This window comes from Vibrio sp. HS-50-1 (assembly GCF_024747315.1).
In the GTDB taxonomy this organism is placed as follows: domain Bacteria; phylum Pseudomonadota; class Gammaproteobacteria; order Enterobacterales; family Vibrionaceae; genus Vibrio; species Vibrio diabolicus.
Genome location: NZ_JAMPZF010000001.1, coordinates 269,566 through 283,496 on the forward strand (window position 1 = coordinate 269,566; position 13,931 = coordinate 283,496).

Consider the following 13,931-nt stretch of genomic DNA (forward strand, 5'->3'; position numbering starts at 1 on the left):
CCTTACACCTTAACGCCCACAATCTTTCTCAAATAATGCTGACCTGAATAGGCGGTCACACCATCGTATTTTAGAGAAGTACCACCTCTAACTGATTGAACTTCTTTACATGTCAAGGTAAACCCGTACTTGCCATCACTCTGCAAGATGACATAAAACTGGCCCAGCTCCATTGCTAATTGAACATCAACAATCGCGCTCAGACTTAGCCCTGACGCTGCTGCATAACCACCTTCGGCTGTCACTATCAAGAAGTCGAAGTTTGTAATAGGCTCTGACGTTTTTAGCTTCGTATTACCTGGCGCTCTTCCATTCCACAAAATTGACCGCTTTGTATTTGATTTACTACTGAGTGCTTCTTGTAAACCTCTAATAGTAGAAATCGCTTGAGTGCCCGTATGATTAGCTCGGTTCTTTAAATGTGCATCTGTTTGATTTTTCGTAGCTTGAGTGGCAACTCCATCGAGCTTTTTCTTATCTGCTGCCGTCATTACCCCTGCATGAGATGCCGTCACGGCACTTAAAACCGCATCTTTACCTGTAGAACTCTTGATCGTTTGAGTTGTGGCATTGCGAGATGCCGTCAAGTTAGTTGCGATATTCGCTTGCGCTCCAGCTTGTATGCCATCCAGCTTCTTCTTGTCTGCTGCGGTCATCACCCCGGCGCTCGATGTTGTTGCGGCACTTAAAGTGGCATCTTTACCCGTAGAGCTATTAACCGTTTGAGAATTGGCGTTGCGAGACACGCTCAAGTTAGTTGCTACATTGACTTGAGCCCCACTCTGAATCCCGTCTAATTTTTTCTTATCGCTTGCACTCATCCAACCGGAGGCTGTTTTAGTGGCATTCTTAACATTCTTGTTGATGTATGACGCGACAGACTGAAAGACTCGTTTTGCACTCCATAGGCTACGGTGTTCATCCTCACCAGCTTCAGCTTGTTGCTGAGTGATAACATCCCACACGCGCCAATCAGTAACATTGCCATGAGAATCAATGCCAGCAAGTCGGGCGATGTAATGCTGTTGACCGTTTTCATCAACGTAATTACTGAGTTCTGTTTTTGAGCTTTTTACCGTTGCTATGTTTTCCCAACGAGAGAGTGCGCTGCCTTGGCGTACCACATCTAAGTACAAGCCGCAGGGAACGCCATCACTGACCACCACCTCTTTTTTTGACAGCTCAACACGTAACCCTGAGACATAAACAACTCCGGGACTAACAACAAACGTGTTTGACTTTCCTTTAGCGACGACCGAGCAGCCACGAACAAAGGCCGAATGGCCATAATGGTCGAGATTCGCCAAACGTAAATCATCATCAATGCCCATTAAGCGCCCATGAAAATCTATCTGCCAAGTTCCTGGATCAACATGAATATTTGCTATCGCTGCAGCGCCACTGTACTCCTGCGCGACGGACTTAATAGTGGTCATGTTTTCTTCTTTAGTTTCCGTGTTCTTATACACGATCAAGCCACAGGAGTTCTCAACATGCTTGTCATGGAGGTAAATCGCATTGAACTTAAAACTCGGTGTGGTTGACTGAAGAATGACGGAATACACCAACGTATTACTATTAAGTCGCGCAGCCTGGTCCACTTTTTGACGATGCACGATATACGCTTCACTAGGCAGACCTAGGGCACGGTCAATCGGTGATTCAGCGTCTAAGTTAGGAATATGAGCAAACACAAACTCGTTCATGTCTGTTGTACTACCCGCTGTAATTTTATCCACTAAATAGCGCTCAAACTGAGCAGGGATAATGGTTTGGCTCATACTGTATTATTCCTCTAGTTTTGCACTAAATAGCTGCTGACTTTGGCTGAAACAGGCCGTACGAATGTGCACCTGAATGGGATAAACAACTTCAAATCGATATCGACGGCAAGTTCTCCCATACTGCTCTATGAGCACTTGAACCAACTTGCTGTTTTGCGAGATATCGCCATCACTTAGCTCAATAGTACAAACGTCCCACTGAACTTCGCTTTGACGCTCTTTGAACTTAACGATGCCAATGCCTAGCCTTTCAAAAATCCGCTTGAAACCCGCTACGCTACCTGCGTCTTTGGCGTTCACTTCTGCGTATTTCACTCGCTTTCGAAACAGTGAAAGTGGCTCACTCTCAAACCTTTTGATATCTCTATCCCATGCCATTAATTCCAATGCTTTTTCGTTACAGGTCAACGCATCCATTTGGCGAAGCGGAAATAGCAGACTGCTCCAAACTATCTGGAAGAATGAAAAAACGCCTTTAGATAAAAAGTGAGGTTCTTTGACTTCATCCGCCGTCGTTCTTCCGTCCTGCCACCATGGGATCACAATTTCTGGTAAGCGAGGGGAATGTCGGCTTTGGTCGTAATTTCGAGACTCAGACATCCACGAGTTCCTTAACTGTGAGTGATTTCAAGCGAGGCTGTTCTAGCTTGCTGATAATGTCTTTTTGGATTTTTCCGTCTACGGTAAACCTTACCGATTCAACTTCCGTCATGTTGGTATGTATCTCAGAACCAAGCAAAGATAAGCTAAAACGATGCTCAGGTTTCGCGCGTGTCATTTCTGGATAAGCTGCTGTTTCTCGAAAAGCCGCTCTAATCCTCTCTTCCACTTCAAGAAGTTCATTCACTTTGGTGGCGCTGTCTAAGTTCTCAGCTAAGACGACATCCGCCGTGATCTCATGTTTCGTATCGGGAATGGCTTTACAGGTAAGTACATCACCGTGACCGTGATGCCCTTTAGACATTATATGGTCATTTAGCTGTTCAAGAACGGTTAGCGGGGTTGGCCCCACTTCCATCAAAATCAATGCTTCTGCTGAACCAGGAGTTATGTCCCCTGTATTTCTAAAATAGATGTTATCACTTCGGATCCCCGCTACGCTGGCGATGATAGAGCGATACACATCATCGATGTGCCATTCACCAGAGCTAGTAAAGGCATTTTGAATACGAAGCGCTAACTCTTCATCAGTCTCTGCGTCAGCACCGAGTACAGAGAGCCAGTCAGGTTCATTCACCGCATCAACAATGCCCGGTATCGCTTCAGGAATAATGTTGAAATAGCCCGCCGGCAAGTTAAACGCGGAGCCCGCTTCAAGCGCTTCGACAAGTACCTTACCCTTTAAGTGACCAGCCTCGATGATTCCAGGCTCGATAACTCGAACTTTATACATAACGCCATCTATAGGTAGCGTTTGAATAACCGCTCCTTTTTCAATCGTCACCGCATCAGCAGCATTTGCTTTAGTTAGTGTGATGTAGCCTTGTGCTCTTTGAGCTACTTTCGGCGCGATATTGTGCTCCCAAGCCTTTAGGTCCAGAGCCCAACGCTCAGCGGTTGCCACGAACATATTGGGCATAACGTGCTGAGCCAATAGATGTCTAATCAGCCAAACACATGGCGTGACCACTGCAGCGCGAACCCAACGCCAAAACGGTGACATTTCGGAGTCATTCGAAACCTTACTACCAGCCCCCACGACTTCTTGTTTTAGTTTGGTTTCAAAGTCCTTTTCGGTAACTGGAACACCCGATTCACTTAGCACCTGAACAAAATCCGTACTTGGTCGTTTACTCATACTTTCACCTCAAGTTCCCCATATTCATAAGCCTTAGCGGTTAAGGTGATATCACCAGTTTCTGTTTCTCTTGCTGTCGCTGAACCCGGTACCACTCTTACATCTCTCTCAGCAAGTTGCTCAATTTGCACCATTACATCAGCGCGTAACGCTGGGTTTCTTTCTGCAACCAATTGGCGAGCCAATCCTGATTCCATGATCGCGTGCTTAATGTCCTGCGCGATGCTGTATAAATCACTGCACTCTTTAGGCTGTTGGCCTGCGTCCATATCCCAGCCACCCTCGACCACTTTGATATCGTTGTAGTGCTTGCGTTCTGTTAAGTCGTTACCCCACATTGAGCTCATCCCACTCGGCTAATTGGTCTGGTGTTATTCCGTTAGGGGCAGTGATATACACGTCGCCAAAAGAGCTAACTCGACTAGCATCACTGTGATTGGTTGTTTTCATATTGTTCACCACTTGAGGAGGCAATCGTGGCTCGTTGCTCTTCCCTTTGTATTCGATAAACGGTTGAGGCGATTGAGTATCTAGATTTGGAGCTTCAACGTTGATGCTTGGCTGAGAAATAACCTGGCTTTCTGCAATTTTGAACGGCGCCATTTGCTCTGGCTTATATCCATAAACGTCTTGGTTCGTCGCTATCGCAGACTCGTAACTCATTTGAGGTTGAAGTAGTTCTAATTGCTTAACTTCTGACGCATCACCCGGAGTTAGGTTCTGTGATATAGGAGTACTGTGTTCAGCTTGGACGGCCGTTGTCATCTCTGGCGTTTCAATTTGGCTCCCCAGTTCAATATCAACACCTGGGATCATATTGAGTAAATCAACGAGCCCTTCGATAGCATGAGCAATAACATCAAACCAAGCCGTATCTTTAAACGCGGAGGTTAAGTCGTCCCACCAATAAATTGCCGCAGCAATACCACCTATAAGCAGCGCTATACCAGCGACAACCCAAGTTAGCGGGTTGGCCCAAAGCGCGGCGTTAAATAGCCATGCAGCAGCAGTACTCGCCAGCGTACTAATACGCAGTAGTTTCATGATGCTATTTAAACTCGTCATGGTAACCGTCCAACCAGCAGACATCATTTGCCCGATCCCCATGGCAAGCGACAATGTTGCAATCACCCCGCCAAGAGACAGGCCTGCGATAGCGACATAGCCAAGAATTTCAGCAAGCCAAGGAAATTGGTCCGTCCAACCAACAATCACCATTAAGCCGTCAGCCATGGTGCCTACAACTGAATTGATTGAAGGAAGAATCGCACCAAATACCGCAGCACGAACCGCAAACCATGCCGCTTCTAACCGTTCCCACTGATCTGTCATGGTGCTGGCCATTTGCTCAGCCTTCGACATTCCCTCGATTTGACCAAGTTGGTCAATACTGCCTGCGAGTCCTTCGGTATCAGCCATTAATAACTTAATCATGCTAACGGCTTCTTCTGAGCCGAATGCCTTTTTCAAATCAGCCGCTTCAGCAACACTTAAGGTGTCACCATATTTACCTTTCAATTGTTCAAGAATATCTAGCATAGGCAGCATCTGACCTTGGCTATCGGTAAACGACAAATTGAGCTTATCTTGAGCGTTGGCCACACCCGCTAAGAATGCTTTGTATTTGGTACCCGCTTCGCTGCCACTCATGGTTGATTGAAGGGTGCCTAAAATCGCCATCTGCTCTTCGATAGCAACTCCTGCACTGGTCGCATTCGCTCCGATGCTAGTGAAAGCACTACTCATGCCTGCGCCTGTAGTCTTAAACATTTCAACAGACTGCGCAGTCATGCCGGCAATTTGTTTGGACCAAATTCCAACCCCAATTTCATCAGCTTGATTTTTGAAAACACCATACATGGTGCCCATATAATCCGTAATGGTTGCTGTATCAGCCTTAGTCGCAGCAGCTAAAACGGCAGAGCTTTTGGTGATGTCAGAAAGGTTGTCTCCATCAATATCACCAAATGCTGACTTGATATCATATGAGGCGCCGACAATATCTGTGGCGGATTTCCCGTACTGTGCCGATGTCCAAAGTGCGGTCTTTGAAAGCTTAGTGAGATCCTCATCCAGAACCCCTAACGACTTCACTTCGCCTAGCTTTCTATCCATTTCAATCGCTGGCATCAGCGCATTTTGAATAGCAAAGCCCGTGGCGACTAAACCAGCACCACCTGCCGCCATGTTTTGCATGCCTTGCTTACCAGCATCCATCGAAGCTTGTACTTCTTTAGTAATCCCCTGCAACGGCTTGGTGACTTGATCAACCAACGCTATGTGCATCAACAGTTTTTCCATGCTCATCGCGTAATACTCACTCGCTCTTTATGTCTGTTAATGACTAAACAGTCGGCTGATAGCACTCATTACCGCTCTTTCTTCGCGTTCGAACTGGTGTTTGTCCAGCCAGATAGCGCGACTTAAACTTCTTTCGTCGTCTGGCTCACTCGGCAAAAAATGACGACGAAGGGCAAAGGCTTGTTCCAAAGGATTATCTTCAATCCGCTTTGCCCTATCTGTTATTTTTTTAGTGTGATTTCGATACCACCTTTAGAAGCGTTACTGACCGTGGCATAAAGCTCGATAGTTAAGCCAGGAACGCTATCAAGTAACTCAGTGAGCTCATCTTTTTGCTCTGGGTTCACGGTACGCGTTAAGTACGTATAGGCAGGCGCGACTTTGTTGTTAGGCATCATGTCATTGGTATAGTTATTTGCATCCTGTACCGTTGGCGTAAATACGAAGTCAGTGCCACCGATAGCGACTACGACAGGTTTTGATGTAAAGGTAGGTTTAGTCATTTTTACTTCTCTTCTTGTTTTCGTGCTTAGCACGCCATTGCAAATAATCTTCAATCTGGTTATCACACTCAGTCAGTGCGTTTTTCAGCTTGGGAATGTCGTCGGTAACCACTTCTGGCCATGTCCCTTGAACTTGTGGTTTTGAACAGGGCACCAACATTCCAGCAGGTGGCAATTTCATGAACACCTGCGTTGCGACGGTTTCAGTAGGGTTCGCGCAGGCGGTCAGTAACAGTGGCAGGGATATGGCACTGAACGTTTGCCAGCTCTGTTTTAAGTGCTGCCAGGTCTGCATTGAGTTTTTCCTCTGCTGCTATGTGTTGCCGTTGCCGCTGAACTAACATGTTGTTAGCTTGCTCACTTTCACCCTTCAAAAATTCAATGGTGGTTAAGTTGATTTGGTTGTCTGCTTCTGCCTTGGTGAGCTTTTCACTTAATGTGGTTTTCTCTGCTTTGACGGTATGAAGCTGCAGCTTCAGCACCGCGATGGTCGTCACCAACACCGCAAGACCAATCCACTTAATCCATTTCCATGCAGCGATCACGTTCTAATCCTCTTCGAGTGACGAGTCCTTTAAGTACAACGCCCTGACTCTTTACCCACTCCGTAATGTGACCGCAGGCTTTGGGATAATTGCCATGTTTGATTGCTGCGTAAATCCGAGTGTCAGAGCCGTCCTTATTTTTGCGAAACTTGGTACACCCGAAGTTGAAAACAAAGCTGGTAAATGCGTCAAATTGACCCGTGCTCATTTGCGCTCCTGAAATCCTTTCTGCATTGGTCACACATCGTTCGGCCGATTGAATATTTTTCACCCAGTCGATCGCGACTTGCTCCAATGTGATTGGCGTATCTGGCACACCATGAGTATTCCCAATTCCATTCGTAGGAATACCTCCCGGACAAACGTAAGGGTTCTGCCGGCATCCCTCTGCATCACCAATCAACTTCAGTCCTTTAGGGGTGATGCGCAGCGTTCCTAAGTCTCGTTCCGATACCACAACTTGCCCAATGGGCTGCGTCAATTCAGGTCCATAAACAGCCGTACCACCTGTTACCAAGCCGATCACAGCGACGACAGAACAAATGATGCGCTTAGTCAGTTTCACTCAGTGCTACTCCTTTTTCGCTAGCAATACGTTGCATTGCTCGCTTGTGCCAATAGTTCAATCCCAGCGCTGCAAGGCCAATCACTAGTGATAAAATGAAATACCACTGTTCAAATGTCAGCTTGCTGAAAGTCATTCCTGCCAATGACACAAGGTAAGCAACTCCACTGGTTAATTTGTCGAACCAATCTTTCATATCGTTACTCCAAATTAGCCTGGCAGGGGGCGCAAAACTGGCACCCCGCTATAGCTATCTGACGCCCTTCAGGGATAGGGTCACCACACTCAAGACATTCTTTTGCACTCTCTCGTTCGCTTGTCTTCACAGACTGTTTAAGCTGGTTTGCGATTGCCATTTCAGTAAACTTGGTTTCGTTACTACTAGCATGGTCGATAAAGTCAGGCATTCATTCTCTCTCTGATAGGCTTAAAGCAAACCGCGGGTATCATCATTACTTAGGTATGAGATGCCATTAATGCGAACAAAGTGAGGGCTCGTCACAAAGCCTTTAAGCTTGCGCTTGGTTTTATCACTGCTGTTTGGATCAACACTAAGTAAATCTGAGATTTGAAGCTTCACACCAAACAGCTCTACTTTGTCTTCATCATCGCCAGTATTTGCATAGAACATACAGTCGTGTGGCTTAATACCGCGCCAACTGCCAGCTTCGCGAGCTTTTTGTTGAAGCTTACGGAAGTTGTTCAAGTCCAGCTCATACTCAACATCGCAACTCACAGCTCCATGAGTAAATCCAGTGGGAATGCCGCGCTCTTTATCAACAGCAGACTCATCATTGATGGTTGCTGTAGCCGACTCCACATGAACCAAAATCCCCAGCATGTTTATGTCGAAGCTTCGCCCTGTATAACGAGAATTCATTGTTTACTCCCCTAGTCGTTGATTGAGCATGATGCCGATGGTGATTTTCACTGGGCACTCGTAAGGTGTAACTGCGAGTAGAATTTCAACTTCTTCACTATTAACCCATGTAATGGTGATGTCATCGTCTTGAGGTGGTTTGATTTCACCAGGGAACTCGTAATCACCAATTTTTTTCACTACCGCCATTTCACGGAGGTCTTGAGTAAAATACAGCTTTGCGCTGGCTTCACTGCCTGGTGTGGAATTGAATTCTCGATCAGCAATTCGTGCAATTGCTCGTACCCGCACTTTACGTGCTGCTTTCATGGCGACACGAATGTGACGAATATCTTGATAATCACCACCAGGGACATCTAGCGTACGTCCAGTTGTCCAATATTGCCCCGGATAGTCCGGATACCACATCGGTACAGCGATTCGAGCAGCTTCTAGTGCTTTAAGTGTTGCTAGCTCTAATGGCTTTCCATCCTTATCTTTTGCTAATGCCATACTGCCGAGAATGCTGCCTGTTTTTACTCGTGCCGGTGAGTCAGCAATAGATACTTCTTGATTGGCCAACCGACCTGCATAAATGCCAACTGTAGAGTTTCCTTCGTGTACTTGTGGCACTACGGTGATGTATTCACTTGCAATGTTCTTTGGCACATTCACCGTTTGCGCTAACCACTCGGCCCATGTTTCACCGTCCTCGGAATCATTAATTCCTGGTAAGGAACAGATCATGAAAACTTCTCGTCCAAGCTTGGCTTTAAGTTCATGGCGAAATGCGACTGCATCTTCAAGAGTGGACGCTCCAGTATTTGGCTTATCCAACACAACAGCTTCAAAGCTTGATGTCTCATTGGCTTTAAAAACCGCAGCCTGCCAACTATCTGATGGGTTTAAAACGATCACACCGGCAGTCCAGTTCTGTTTCCCATTTAACTGAGCAGCTTTTAGCGTGAGCATGTGTACAGGGTCGATGTTATCGAACGCGCTGTCTGAAAAATCCGTGGTGTTATCCACCATAATTAGGTTGCGCTCTGTTCCTGCAACTGTGCCGTACACAACAAACAGAAAGTGAAATTCAACGCCCGGGATCGGTCCGCGCATCATGTTCAGAATGTTAATAATGACGGTAGGCCATGCCATGTTTAGTTGCTCCTATTTCGATTCATTTCCCGCTTGATAATCATTGCTGCCCGTTTCGGACTAATGCCTATCAATCGGCGTTCTGGGCGATCTACTTCCCACTTACGTGATGGCGTTTTATTTTCCAGATCACTAATCAGTTTTGCGGCTTCAGCGACGGTCATATTCTGAGTAATGAATTTGAGCGTTGGCTTTTTGCCTCTCTTCTGCCTGCCTTGGGGCGGAAGTCTGTAACCTAAATCGCGTAACTCTTTTGCTTGCTCTCTCGTTGCCGGGTCGGTTTTCTTTGGTTCTTTCGCTTTCTTGGCTTGCTTGAATCGCTGCTGCAATCCGCTTTCCTCTGCTTCACCTGTATGGTGAGCCAGTGCAACGGTTCCTCGTCTTGATGGCCAACCAACAACCAAAACCCGGTTATTGTCTTTTTGAAAATGCTTTAGCTTCTTAGTGAAACCTCTAAGCATTTTTCGCCTGCCGTTTTTGCGCTTTGACCACGCTTTACCGTCTGGGTCACGCTGTGCTCGAATGTTTTTTTTGGTCGTTTTGGTGATGTATTTACCAAGCTCTTTCAGCACTCGGGCTCTGGCTTTTTTCTCAAGCTTTAGCAGCTCGAATTGCTCTTTAACTCGCAAATAACTGCGCTTATCGGCCCGTATCTCATACATTGCGGAGAACTACATGTGATAGCCTTTCCGCCTGCCAAATCTCGTACTCTTCAATCTTCCAGCGTTGACCATTCCAATAGATTGGCCCGTCGGGGTCTGCAGCCACTTTGACGGGTTCTTCAAACATGACTGAGACCAACACTTCGGCGTTTTTCTCATCTTCCAGTACTACGTCTACGTATGGGTCGTCTAAGTCTTCGATGCGGAAACGGTCAGAATCGTTGTCCATCAACCACGCTCCAACATTAGCGAACAGCACCGCTGGGTCGTATTCTTTGAAAGGGAATTTGTCGAAGTAGAAGTCAGCAACATAACGCTGATACAGCAGGTCAAAACCATGACCCATGTGCTTGGTTTCTAGTTTCAACTCAACCTTGCCCATTTCACATTCCATGCGCTTGGCTATCTTGTCGCCCACAACGCTGATTAAAAATGCGTTTAGGTCACGCAGCTTGTAACCTGCTTGGTATTGCGTTCTCATAGCAAATCCACCGATGAACGGTTCAGCCCTTTCATATTTCTAATAATGCGCTGGCTTTCTGAAAGTAATTCAGTGCGCACCTCTACGCTTCTGTCTGCGATGTGATCGCCCTTGTCCTTGGTATGAACAGTTGCAATGTCCGGCAGCAAATCAGCTTTGGCTCTCGCAAATACTGCTGATTCGTATTGATATACAACACGGTTTTTATCATTCATTTTCGGAAATGTAGGAACATCGCCAGCAGTGGCATGCCCCTCTTCCTGATACTTAACTTTTAAGTCTTCGAGTTGCTGATTAACTTCCGAAACAGCATTAACTAGAGCGATAGCAATACGTTCTGAGTCTTGAGCAGCAGGAATACCGCGACGCTTTTCAAAATCACCGGCATTGATATTCGGCCAAAAACCGTCATTAGTGATTTCTGTCGCTTGATAATCCGAACCGGAAGATCCCGTAAACATCGTTATTCCTCTTTTAATAAGTGAGCCTCTAGCCACTGGGTCGACGGTATTGAGTTAGCCTATTGGCACTCTTACCTCACCAGCCGAGGCTCGGCGGCGTAGGAGCTGTTACAAGTTTTTGTTGTCTTTAATCGCTCGAATACGTTGTTCTACCTGACCAATTTTGGTTTTCACCCCAATTTTGGCGTACTTCTCATGAGCACACTGCAGTAGCAACAAGGCCTTTTCCAAGGTATCTAAACAACCGATAGACGTCGGTTGCGGTTGTCCTTCGTCATTTCGAAGTAAGTGCAACCCAGCAAATCGATACCACTTAGCATGCACTTCTTCGTGTAGTCGCCATTCGCTCTCAACCTTTTCAAAAACCGCGCTGAAATAAGGCTCAATAGAATGTCCTCTGCCAGACTCTTTTTCCGCCCAAGCTAAAACTTCATCGGCGCACACGGTTGGCCAGTCACGTCGGAAGTTATCTGGTGTAGGTAAATCAAGCGCTATGGCTTTCAAGCACCAATCAATCGCGGTTTCCATGTCGTTGACATCGAACAACCAGATAACCATATTAGTGAAAATTGGGTTCTCGAATACTTCGCCTTTTGCTAGGTAAGCTTCCACGTACGGTTTGTACTTGGGCACCAAAACATCACGCTTATGTTTCACCTTGTCTTCGATAGCATTGAGCTGTTTTAGATACTTGCGGTCTTCTTCAAAATCGATCAGCTTGATGTGCAGGCTTTCGGTATTTGCACTAGCACTCAACTTCGATGCAGAATGACTGACTTGATTTTCTAGAAGCTGACGACGCTGCCTTGCTAAAGGACTAGCCATTAATCACCCCTTCAACGGCTGATTCGACGACTGAAACAGATTCGATAGCCGCGAACTTTTTAAGATTTCCCACAGCGTAACCTTCCATACGGATATGGTTTTGCTTGAAACGAAGCTCATCTTCATCGTTTTTCTGCTTACGCCACTGAGTGCCTTCTTGCGTCAGAATCTGTAGGTTCTTAGTATTGGTAACCCAAAGTTGATCAGCCGGGAAAAATGGTGGTGTGTAAGCCTTTTTGCCAGCAATTGTCTTGGCTAGGCTTTGGGCCGCTTTATGCTCTGTTGGACTATCGGCAGCCTCAAGTAAGCGGTGCTGCTCAGCCGCGACTAGATTCGACCCAACTAAAACAACGAGATCTGGGTCTTGACGATGTTCGGGAGCAATCGTCGTGTTGATTAGATCTTGCGTAAGTGAATCAAGATTCTTGTATGAATCAGTCGCAGTACCTGTTGGGTCAAGCTTTGCTGATGCGAGTACCTGGCTAGATCTCTTCTCTTTAACAATCGTGAGCCAGCCTTTATTTACATCCTGGCCTAATGGATTTTTAACCGGGTCCGTATTAGTTGCGATAGACGTACCGTTAAAACCGACACGCAACATATCCAATGCAAAACGACGGGAAATCGCGCTTTTCATCATGCTCAACCAGTGACCTTTAGAGCCAGAGTTTGCCCATTGCGTCATAGTTTCCCAAAGGATATGTGCTCCTGAATCTGTCTTTGTAAGCTCGTAGGTATTACCACTTTGGCCCACTTCCACGCTAAAACGTCCCGAACCAGATCGACCGGTCGAAAGGCCATCATCACCAACATCAACAACCTGACCTTTGATTTGCTGAACTGGCAGCAATGAAACCATGCCTAGGAAAGCATCCGATTCCATAATTGCTTGACGTAGCTTAGTTTCCATTGGGGGCGTCAAGTTAAACGACTGTGTACCTTGCGGAGCATTTGCGGCGGATAACGTCGCTGTACAAAACTCTTGTAAATAACTGGTAGATAGTGCGTTCAGCATTAAAACATCTCCTTAGATGAGAAAGATTCACTAGCACCTGATGGATCTGGTTCCTGGTCAGGGACTTCTTGTGATAGTTCAGCAAACTTAGTTTCTAGTCCGTTCACTTTCTCAAACAACGGATTTAGCTTTTCTTCCAGCGCAGCGGAAAACTGCTCGACCGTCGCATCTTTGGTTGCTACTTCTGGTGTTTCTGGTTGATCGGGTGTGTTTTGCAAATTGAACTCTTCTTTTAGTTCTTGCTTAAACTCACCTTTGAAAGCAGAAAACTGCTCTTTTAGTGCGACTTTTAATTGTTCTTCGGTCACGTTGGTGCCCTCTGCTGTTGATAGCGTTTCTGGCTCTTCATCGTCAGAAGAGAAAAATTCATTGAATGCCGCAAAAAAGCGGTCTTTGCGAGTAAAGCAATCTGAAAAGTCCACCTCTTCTAAATGGCTTGCTTTGATCTCGGTGGTTTCCCCATGTACACGAGAGAATTGAAGGAGCGATGTTCCTGTGGAGGCTGGGGAGTCAGTCGCAGCTAGGCCCATTAGATAGCAACGCCCTTCCCCCTTGTAGTCGGGATTTGGCTCAATAGATGTGAATAGTTTTTGTTTTTTACGGTTGGCTTCAAGCAGATAGTCATTCGGCTCTAGCTTGGCGAACAGACGTAATTTCCCGCCTTGTTCCTCCGCTTTTACTTCAACCACTCGGCCCCAGTTTTCACCGTAACCGTAAAATCGACGATGCTCAGGCCAAATTAGTGCGGTGTACTCATCCATCGAATAACTAGCGGCCATTTGCTCAATCCAATCACGGGTTATTTTACGCCCGTCGACGGTCGGTCCTTCTGTCGCGATGATTTTCCACTCACTAATCTTTGGCATTTTTGTACTCAAACTTGTCAATCACATACGGTTCGAGCAAACAATACGCCTTTGAATGTGTCGTTTCAGCTACTTCAATTCCTTGTAATTCGGATACATTTACTATCCGAA

The 13,931-nt window shown here is 46.2% G+C and carries 20 protein-coding genes; all 20 read right to left on the reverse strand.

From position 1 onward, the window contains the following. Window positions 1-2 precede the first annotated feature (2 nt). The 20 genes from NDJ01_RS01195 to NDJ01_RS01290 all read right to left on the reverse strand — a co-directional run bounded on the left by NDJ01_RS01195 (window position 3) and on the right by NDJ01_RS01290 (window position 13,820). Window positions 3-1,781 (reverse strand): phage tail protein, encoded by a 1,779-nt coding sequence (locus tag NDJ01_RS01195; protein ID WP_258586107.1) that lies wholly within the window; start codon window positions 1,779-1,781, stop codon window positions 3-5. Window positions 1,782-1,787: 6 nt separating this feature from the next. Next, window positions 1,788-2,384: a phage tail protein gene (locus NDJ01_RS01200; protein ID WP_017635434.1), complete on the reverse strand. Its 597-nt coding sequence runs from the start codon at window positions 2,382-2,384 to the stop codon at window positions 1,788-1,790. After that, window positions 2,377-3,582, reverse strand: a complete 1,206-nt coding sequence (locus tag NDJ01_RS01205) for a baseplate J/gp47 family protein (RefSeq protein ID WP_258586108.1) — start codon at window positions 3,580-3,582, stop codon at window positions 2,377-2,379. The genes NDJ01_RS01200 and NDJ01_RS01205 overlap by 8 nt, the downstream gene beginning before the upstream one ends. Beyond that, entirely contained in the window at window positions 3,579-3,920 is a 342-nt protein-coding gene (locus tag NDJ01_RS01210) for a DUF2590 family protein (RefSeq protein ID WP_258501052.1), read from the reverse strand. The genes NDJ01_RS01205 and NDJ01_RS01210 overlap by 4 nt, the downstream gene beginning before the upstream one ends. Then, window positions 3,910-5,889, reverse strand: coding sequence for a phage tail tape measure protein (locus NDJ01_RS01215; RefSeq protein ID WP_258501053.1), 1,980 nt, complete (start codon window positions 5,887-5,889; stop codon window positions 3,910-3,912). Before NDJ01_RS01215 ends, NDJ01_RS01210 begins: the two co-directional genes overlap by 11 nt. 30 nt (window positions 5,890-5,919) lie before the next feature. Continuing rightward, on the reverse strand, window positions 5,920-6,072 hold the full coding sequence (locus tag NDJ01_RS01220) for a DUF6890 family protein (RefSeq protein ID WP_017821181.1): 153 nt from the start codon (window positions 6,070-6,072) through the stop codon (window positions 5,920-5,922). A 32-nt stretch (window positions 6,073-6,104) separates the two neighbouring features. After that, window positions 6,105-6,386 (reverse strand): putative phage tail assembly chaperone, encoded by a 282-nt coding sequence (locus NDJ01_RS01225; RefSeq protein ID WP_017821180.1) that lies wholly within the window; start codon window positions 6,384-6,386, stop codon window positions 6,105-6,107. Further along, window positions 6,379-6,567 carry a hypothetical protein gene (locus NDJ01_RS01230; protein ID WP_017635439.1) on the reverse strand — a complete coding sequence of 63 codons (189 nt, stop codon included), beginning with the start codon at window positions 6,565-6,567 and terminating at the stop codon, window positions 6,379-6,381. Before NDJ01_RS01230 ends, NDJ01_RS01225 begins: the two co-directional genes overlap by 8 nt. Before the next feature lie 22 nt (window positions 6,568-6,589). Continuing rightward, the gene (locus NDJ01_RS01235; protein WP_052764199.1) at window positions 6,590-6,931 is read right to left on the reverse strand and encodes a hypothetical protein; all 342 of its coding nucleotides are present in this window, start codon (window positions 6,929-6,931) and stop codon (window positions 6,590-6,592) included. Continuing rightward, a complete protein-coding gene (locus NDJ01_RS01240; RefSeq protein ID WP_017635441.1) occupies window positions 6,906-7,496 on the reverse strand; it encodes a lysozyme in 591 nt (196 codons plus the stop codon). The genes NDJ01_RS01235 and NDJ01_RS01240 overlap by 26 nt, the downstream gene beginning before the upstream one ends. Next, window positions 7,483-7,692 (reverse strand): HP1 family phage holin, encoded by a 210-nt coding sequence (locus tag NDJ01_RS01245; protein ID WP_017635442.1) that lies wholly within the window; start codon window positions 7,690-7,692, stop codon window positions 7,483-7,485. Before NDJ01_RS01245 ends, NDJ01_RS01240 begins: the two co-directional genes overlap by 14 nt. A gap of 4 nt (window positions 7,693-7,696) precedes the next feature. After that, window positions 7,697-7,903 carry a TraR/DksA C4-type zinc finger protein gene (locus NDJ01_RS01250; RefSeq protein ID WP_042522474.1) on the reverse strand — a complete coding sequence of 69 codons (207 nt, stop codon included), beginning with the start codon at window positions 7,901-7,903 and terminating at the stop codon, window positions 7,697-7,699. Between the two features lie 20 nt (window positions 7,904-7,923). Beyond that, the gene (locus NDJ01_RS01255; protein ID WP_017821175.1) at window positions 7,924-8,376 is read right to left on the reverse strand and encodes a phage protein; all 453 of its coding nucleotides are present in this window, start codon (window positions 8,374-8,376) and stop codon (window positions 7,924-7,926) included. A gap of 3 nt (window positions 8,377-8,379) precedes the next feature. Further along, window positions 8,380-9,510, reverse strand: a complete 1,131-nt coding sequence (locus tag NDJ01_RS01260) for a DUF2586 domain-containing protein (RefSeq protein ID WP_193837614.1) — start codon at window positions 9,508-9,510, stop codon at window positions 8,380-8,382. Window positions 9,511-9,512: 2 nt separating this feature from the next. Then, a complete protein-coding gene (locus NDJ01_RS01265) occupies window positions 9,513-10,172 on the reverse strand; it encodes a phage virion morphogenesis protein (RefSeq protein ID WP_042522476.1) in 660 nt (219 codons plus the stop codon). Continuing rightward, window positions 10,165-10,653, reverse strand: a complete 489-nt coding sequence (locus NDJ01_RS01270) for a phage tail protein (protein ID WP_042522477.1) — start codon at window positions 10,651-10,653, stop codon at window positions 10,165-10,167. The genes NDJ01_RS01265 and NDJ01_RS01270 overlap by 8 nt, the downstream gene beginning before the upstream one ends. Beyond that, window positions 10,650-11,114: a head completion/stabilization protein gene (locus NDJ01_RS01275; protein WP_243328287.1), complete on the reverse strand. Its 465-nt coding sequence runs from the start codon at window positions 11,112-11,114 to the stop codon at window positions 10,650-10,652. The genes NDJ01_RS01270 and NDJ01_RS01275 overlap by 4 nt, the downstream gene beginning before the upstream one ends. A 108-nt stretch (window positions 11,115-11,222) precedes the next feature. Beyond that, window positions 11,223-11,939 (reverse strand): phage terminase small subunit, encoded by a 717-nt coding sequence (gpM, locus tag NDJ01_RS01280; protein WP_065646494.1) that lies wholly within the window; start codon window positions 11,937-11,939, stop codon window positions 11,223-11,225. Continuing rightward, entirely contained in the window at window positions 11,932-12,954 is a 1,023-nt protein-coding gene (locus NDJ01_RS01285) for a phage major capsid protein, P2 family (RefSeq protein WP_258586109.1), read from the reverse strand. The genes gpM and NDJ01_RS01285 overlap by 8 nt, the downstream gene beginning before the upstream one ends. Beyond that, window positions 12,954-13,820, reverse strand: coding sequence for a GPO family capsid scaffolding protein (locus NDJ01_RS01290; RefSeq protein WP_053808826.1), 867 nt, complete (start codon window positions 13,818-13,820; stop codon window positions 12,954-12,956). The genes NDJ01_RS01285 and NDJ01_RS01290 overlap by 1 nt, the downstream gene beginning before the upstream one ends. Window positions 13,821-13,931: the final 111 nt, after the last annotated feature.

Bases quoted from the DNA above. Each gene is read 5' to 3' on its own strand.
- NDJ01_RS01205 (WP_258586108.1), bottom strand. From the start codon at position 3,582: ATGAGTAAACGACCAAGTACGGATTTTGTTCAGGTGCTAAGTGAATCG.
- NDJ01_RS01265 (WP_042522476.1), bottom strand. From the start codon at position 10,172: ATGTATGAGATACGGGCCGATAAGCGCAGTTATTTGCGAGTTAAAGAG.
- NDJ01_RS01200 (WP_017635434.1), bottom strand. From the start codon at position 2,384: ATGTCTGAGTCTCGAAATTACGACCAAAGCCGACATTCCCCTCGCTTA.
- NDJ01_RS01250 (WP_042522474.1), bottom strand. From the start codon at position 7,903: ATGCCTGACTTTATCGACCATGCTAGTAGTAACGAAACCAAGTTTACT.
- NDJ01_RS01260 (WP_193837614.1), bottom strand. From the start codon at position 9,510: ATGGCATGGCCTACCGTCATTATTAACATTCTGAACATGATGCGCGGA.
- NDJ01_RS01215 (WP_258501053.1), bottom strand. From the start codon at position 5,889: ATGAGCATGGAAAAACTGTTGATGCACATAGCGTTGGTTGATCAAGTC.
- NDJ01_RS01275 (WP_243328287.1), bottom strand. From the start codon at position 11,114: ATGTTTACGGGATCTTCCGGTTCGGATTATCAAGCGACAGAAATCACT.
- NDJ01_RS01195 (WP_258586107.1), bottom strand. From the start codon at position 1,781: ATGAGCCAAACCATTATCCCTGCTCAGTTTGAGCGCTATTTAGTGGAT.
- NDJ01_RS01285 (WP_258586109.1), bottom strand. From the start codon at position 12,954: ATGCTGAACGCACTATCTACCAGTTATTTACAAGAGTTTTGTACAGCG.
- NDJ01_RS01210 (WP_258501052.1), bottom strand. From the start codon at position 3,920: ATGTGGGGTAACGACTTAACAGAACGCAAGCACTACAACGATATCAAA.
- gpM (WP_065646494.1), bottom strand. From the start codon at position 11,939: ATGGCTAGTCCTTTAGCAAGGCAGCGTCGTCAGCTTCTAGAAAATCAA.
- NDJ01_RS01225 (WP_017821180.1), bottom strand. From the start codon at position 6,386: ATGACTAAACCTACCTTTACATCAAAACCTGTCGTAGTCGCTATCGGT.
- NDJ01_RS01290 (WP_053808826.1), bottom strand. From the start codon at position 13,820: ATGCCAAAGATTAGTGAGTGGAAAATCATCGCGACAGAAGGACCGACC.
- NDJ01_RS01230 (WP_017635439.1), bottom strand. From the start codon at position 6,567: ATGAAATTGCCACCTGCTGGAATGTTGGTGCCCTGTTCAAAACCACAA.
- NDJ01_RS01270 (WP_042522477.1), bottom strand. From the start codon at position 10,653: ATGAGAACGCAATACCAAGCAGGTTACAAGCTGCGTGACCTAAACGCA.
- NDJ01_RS01255 (WP_017821175.1), bottom strand. From the start codon at position 8,376: ATGAATTCTCGTTATACAGGGCGAAGCTTCGACATAAACATGCTGGGG.
- NDJ01_RS01245 (WP_017635442.1), bottom strand. From the start codon at position 7,692: ATGAAAGATTGGTTCGACAAATTAACCAGTGGAGTTGCTTACCTTGTG.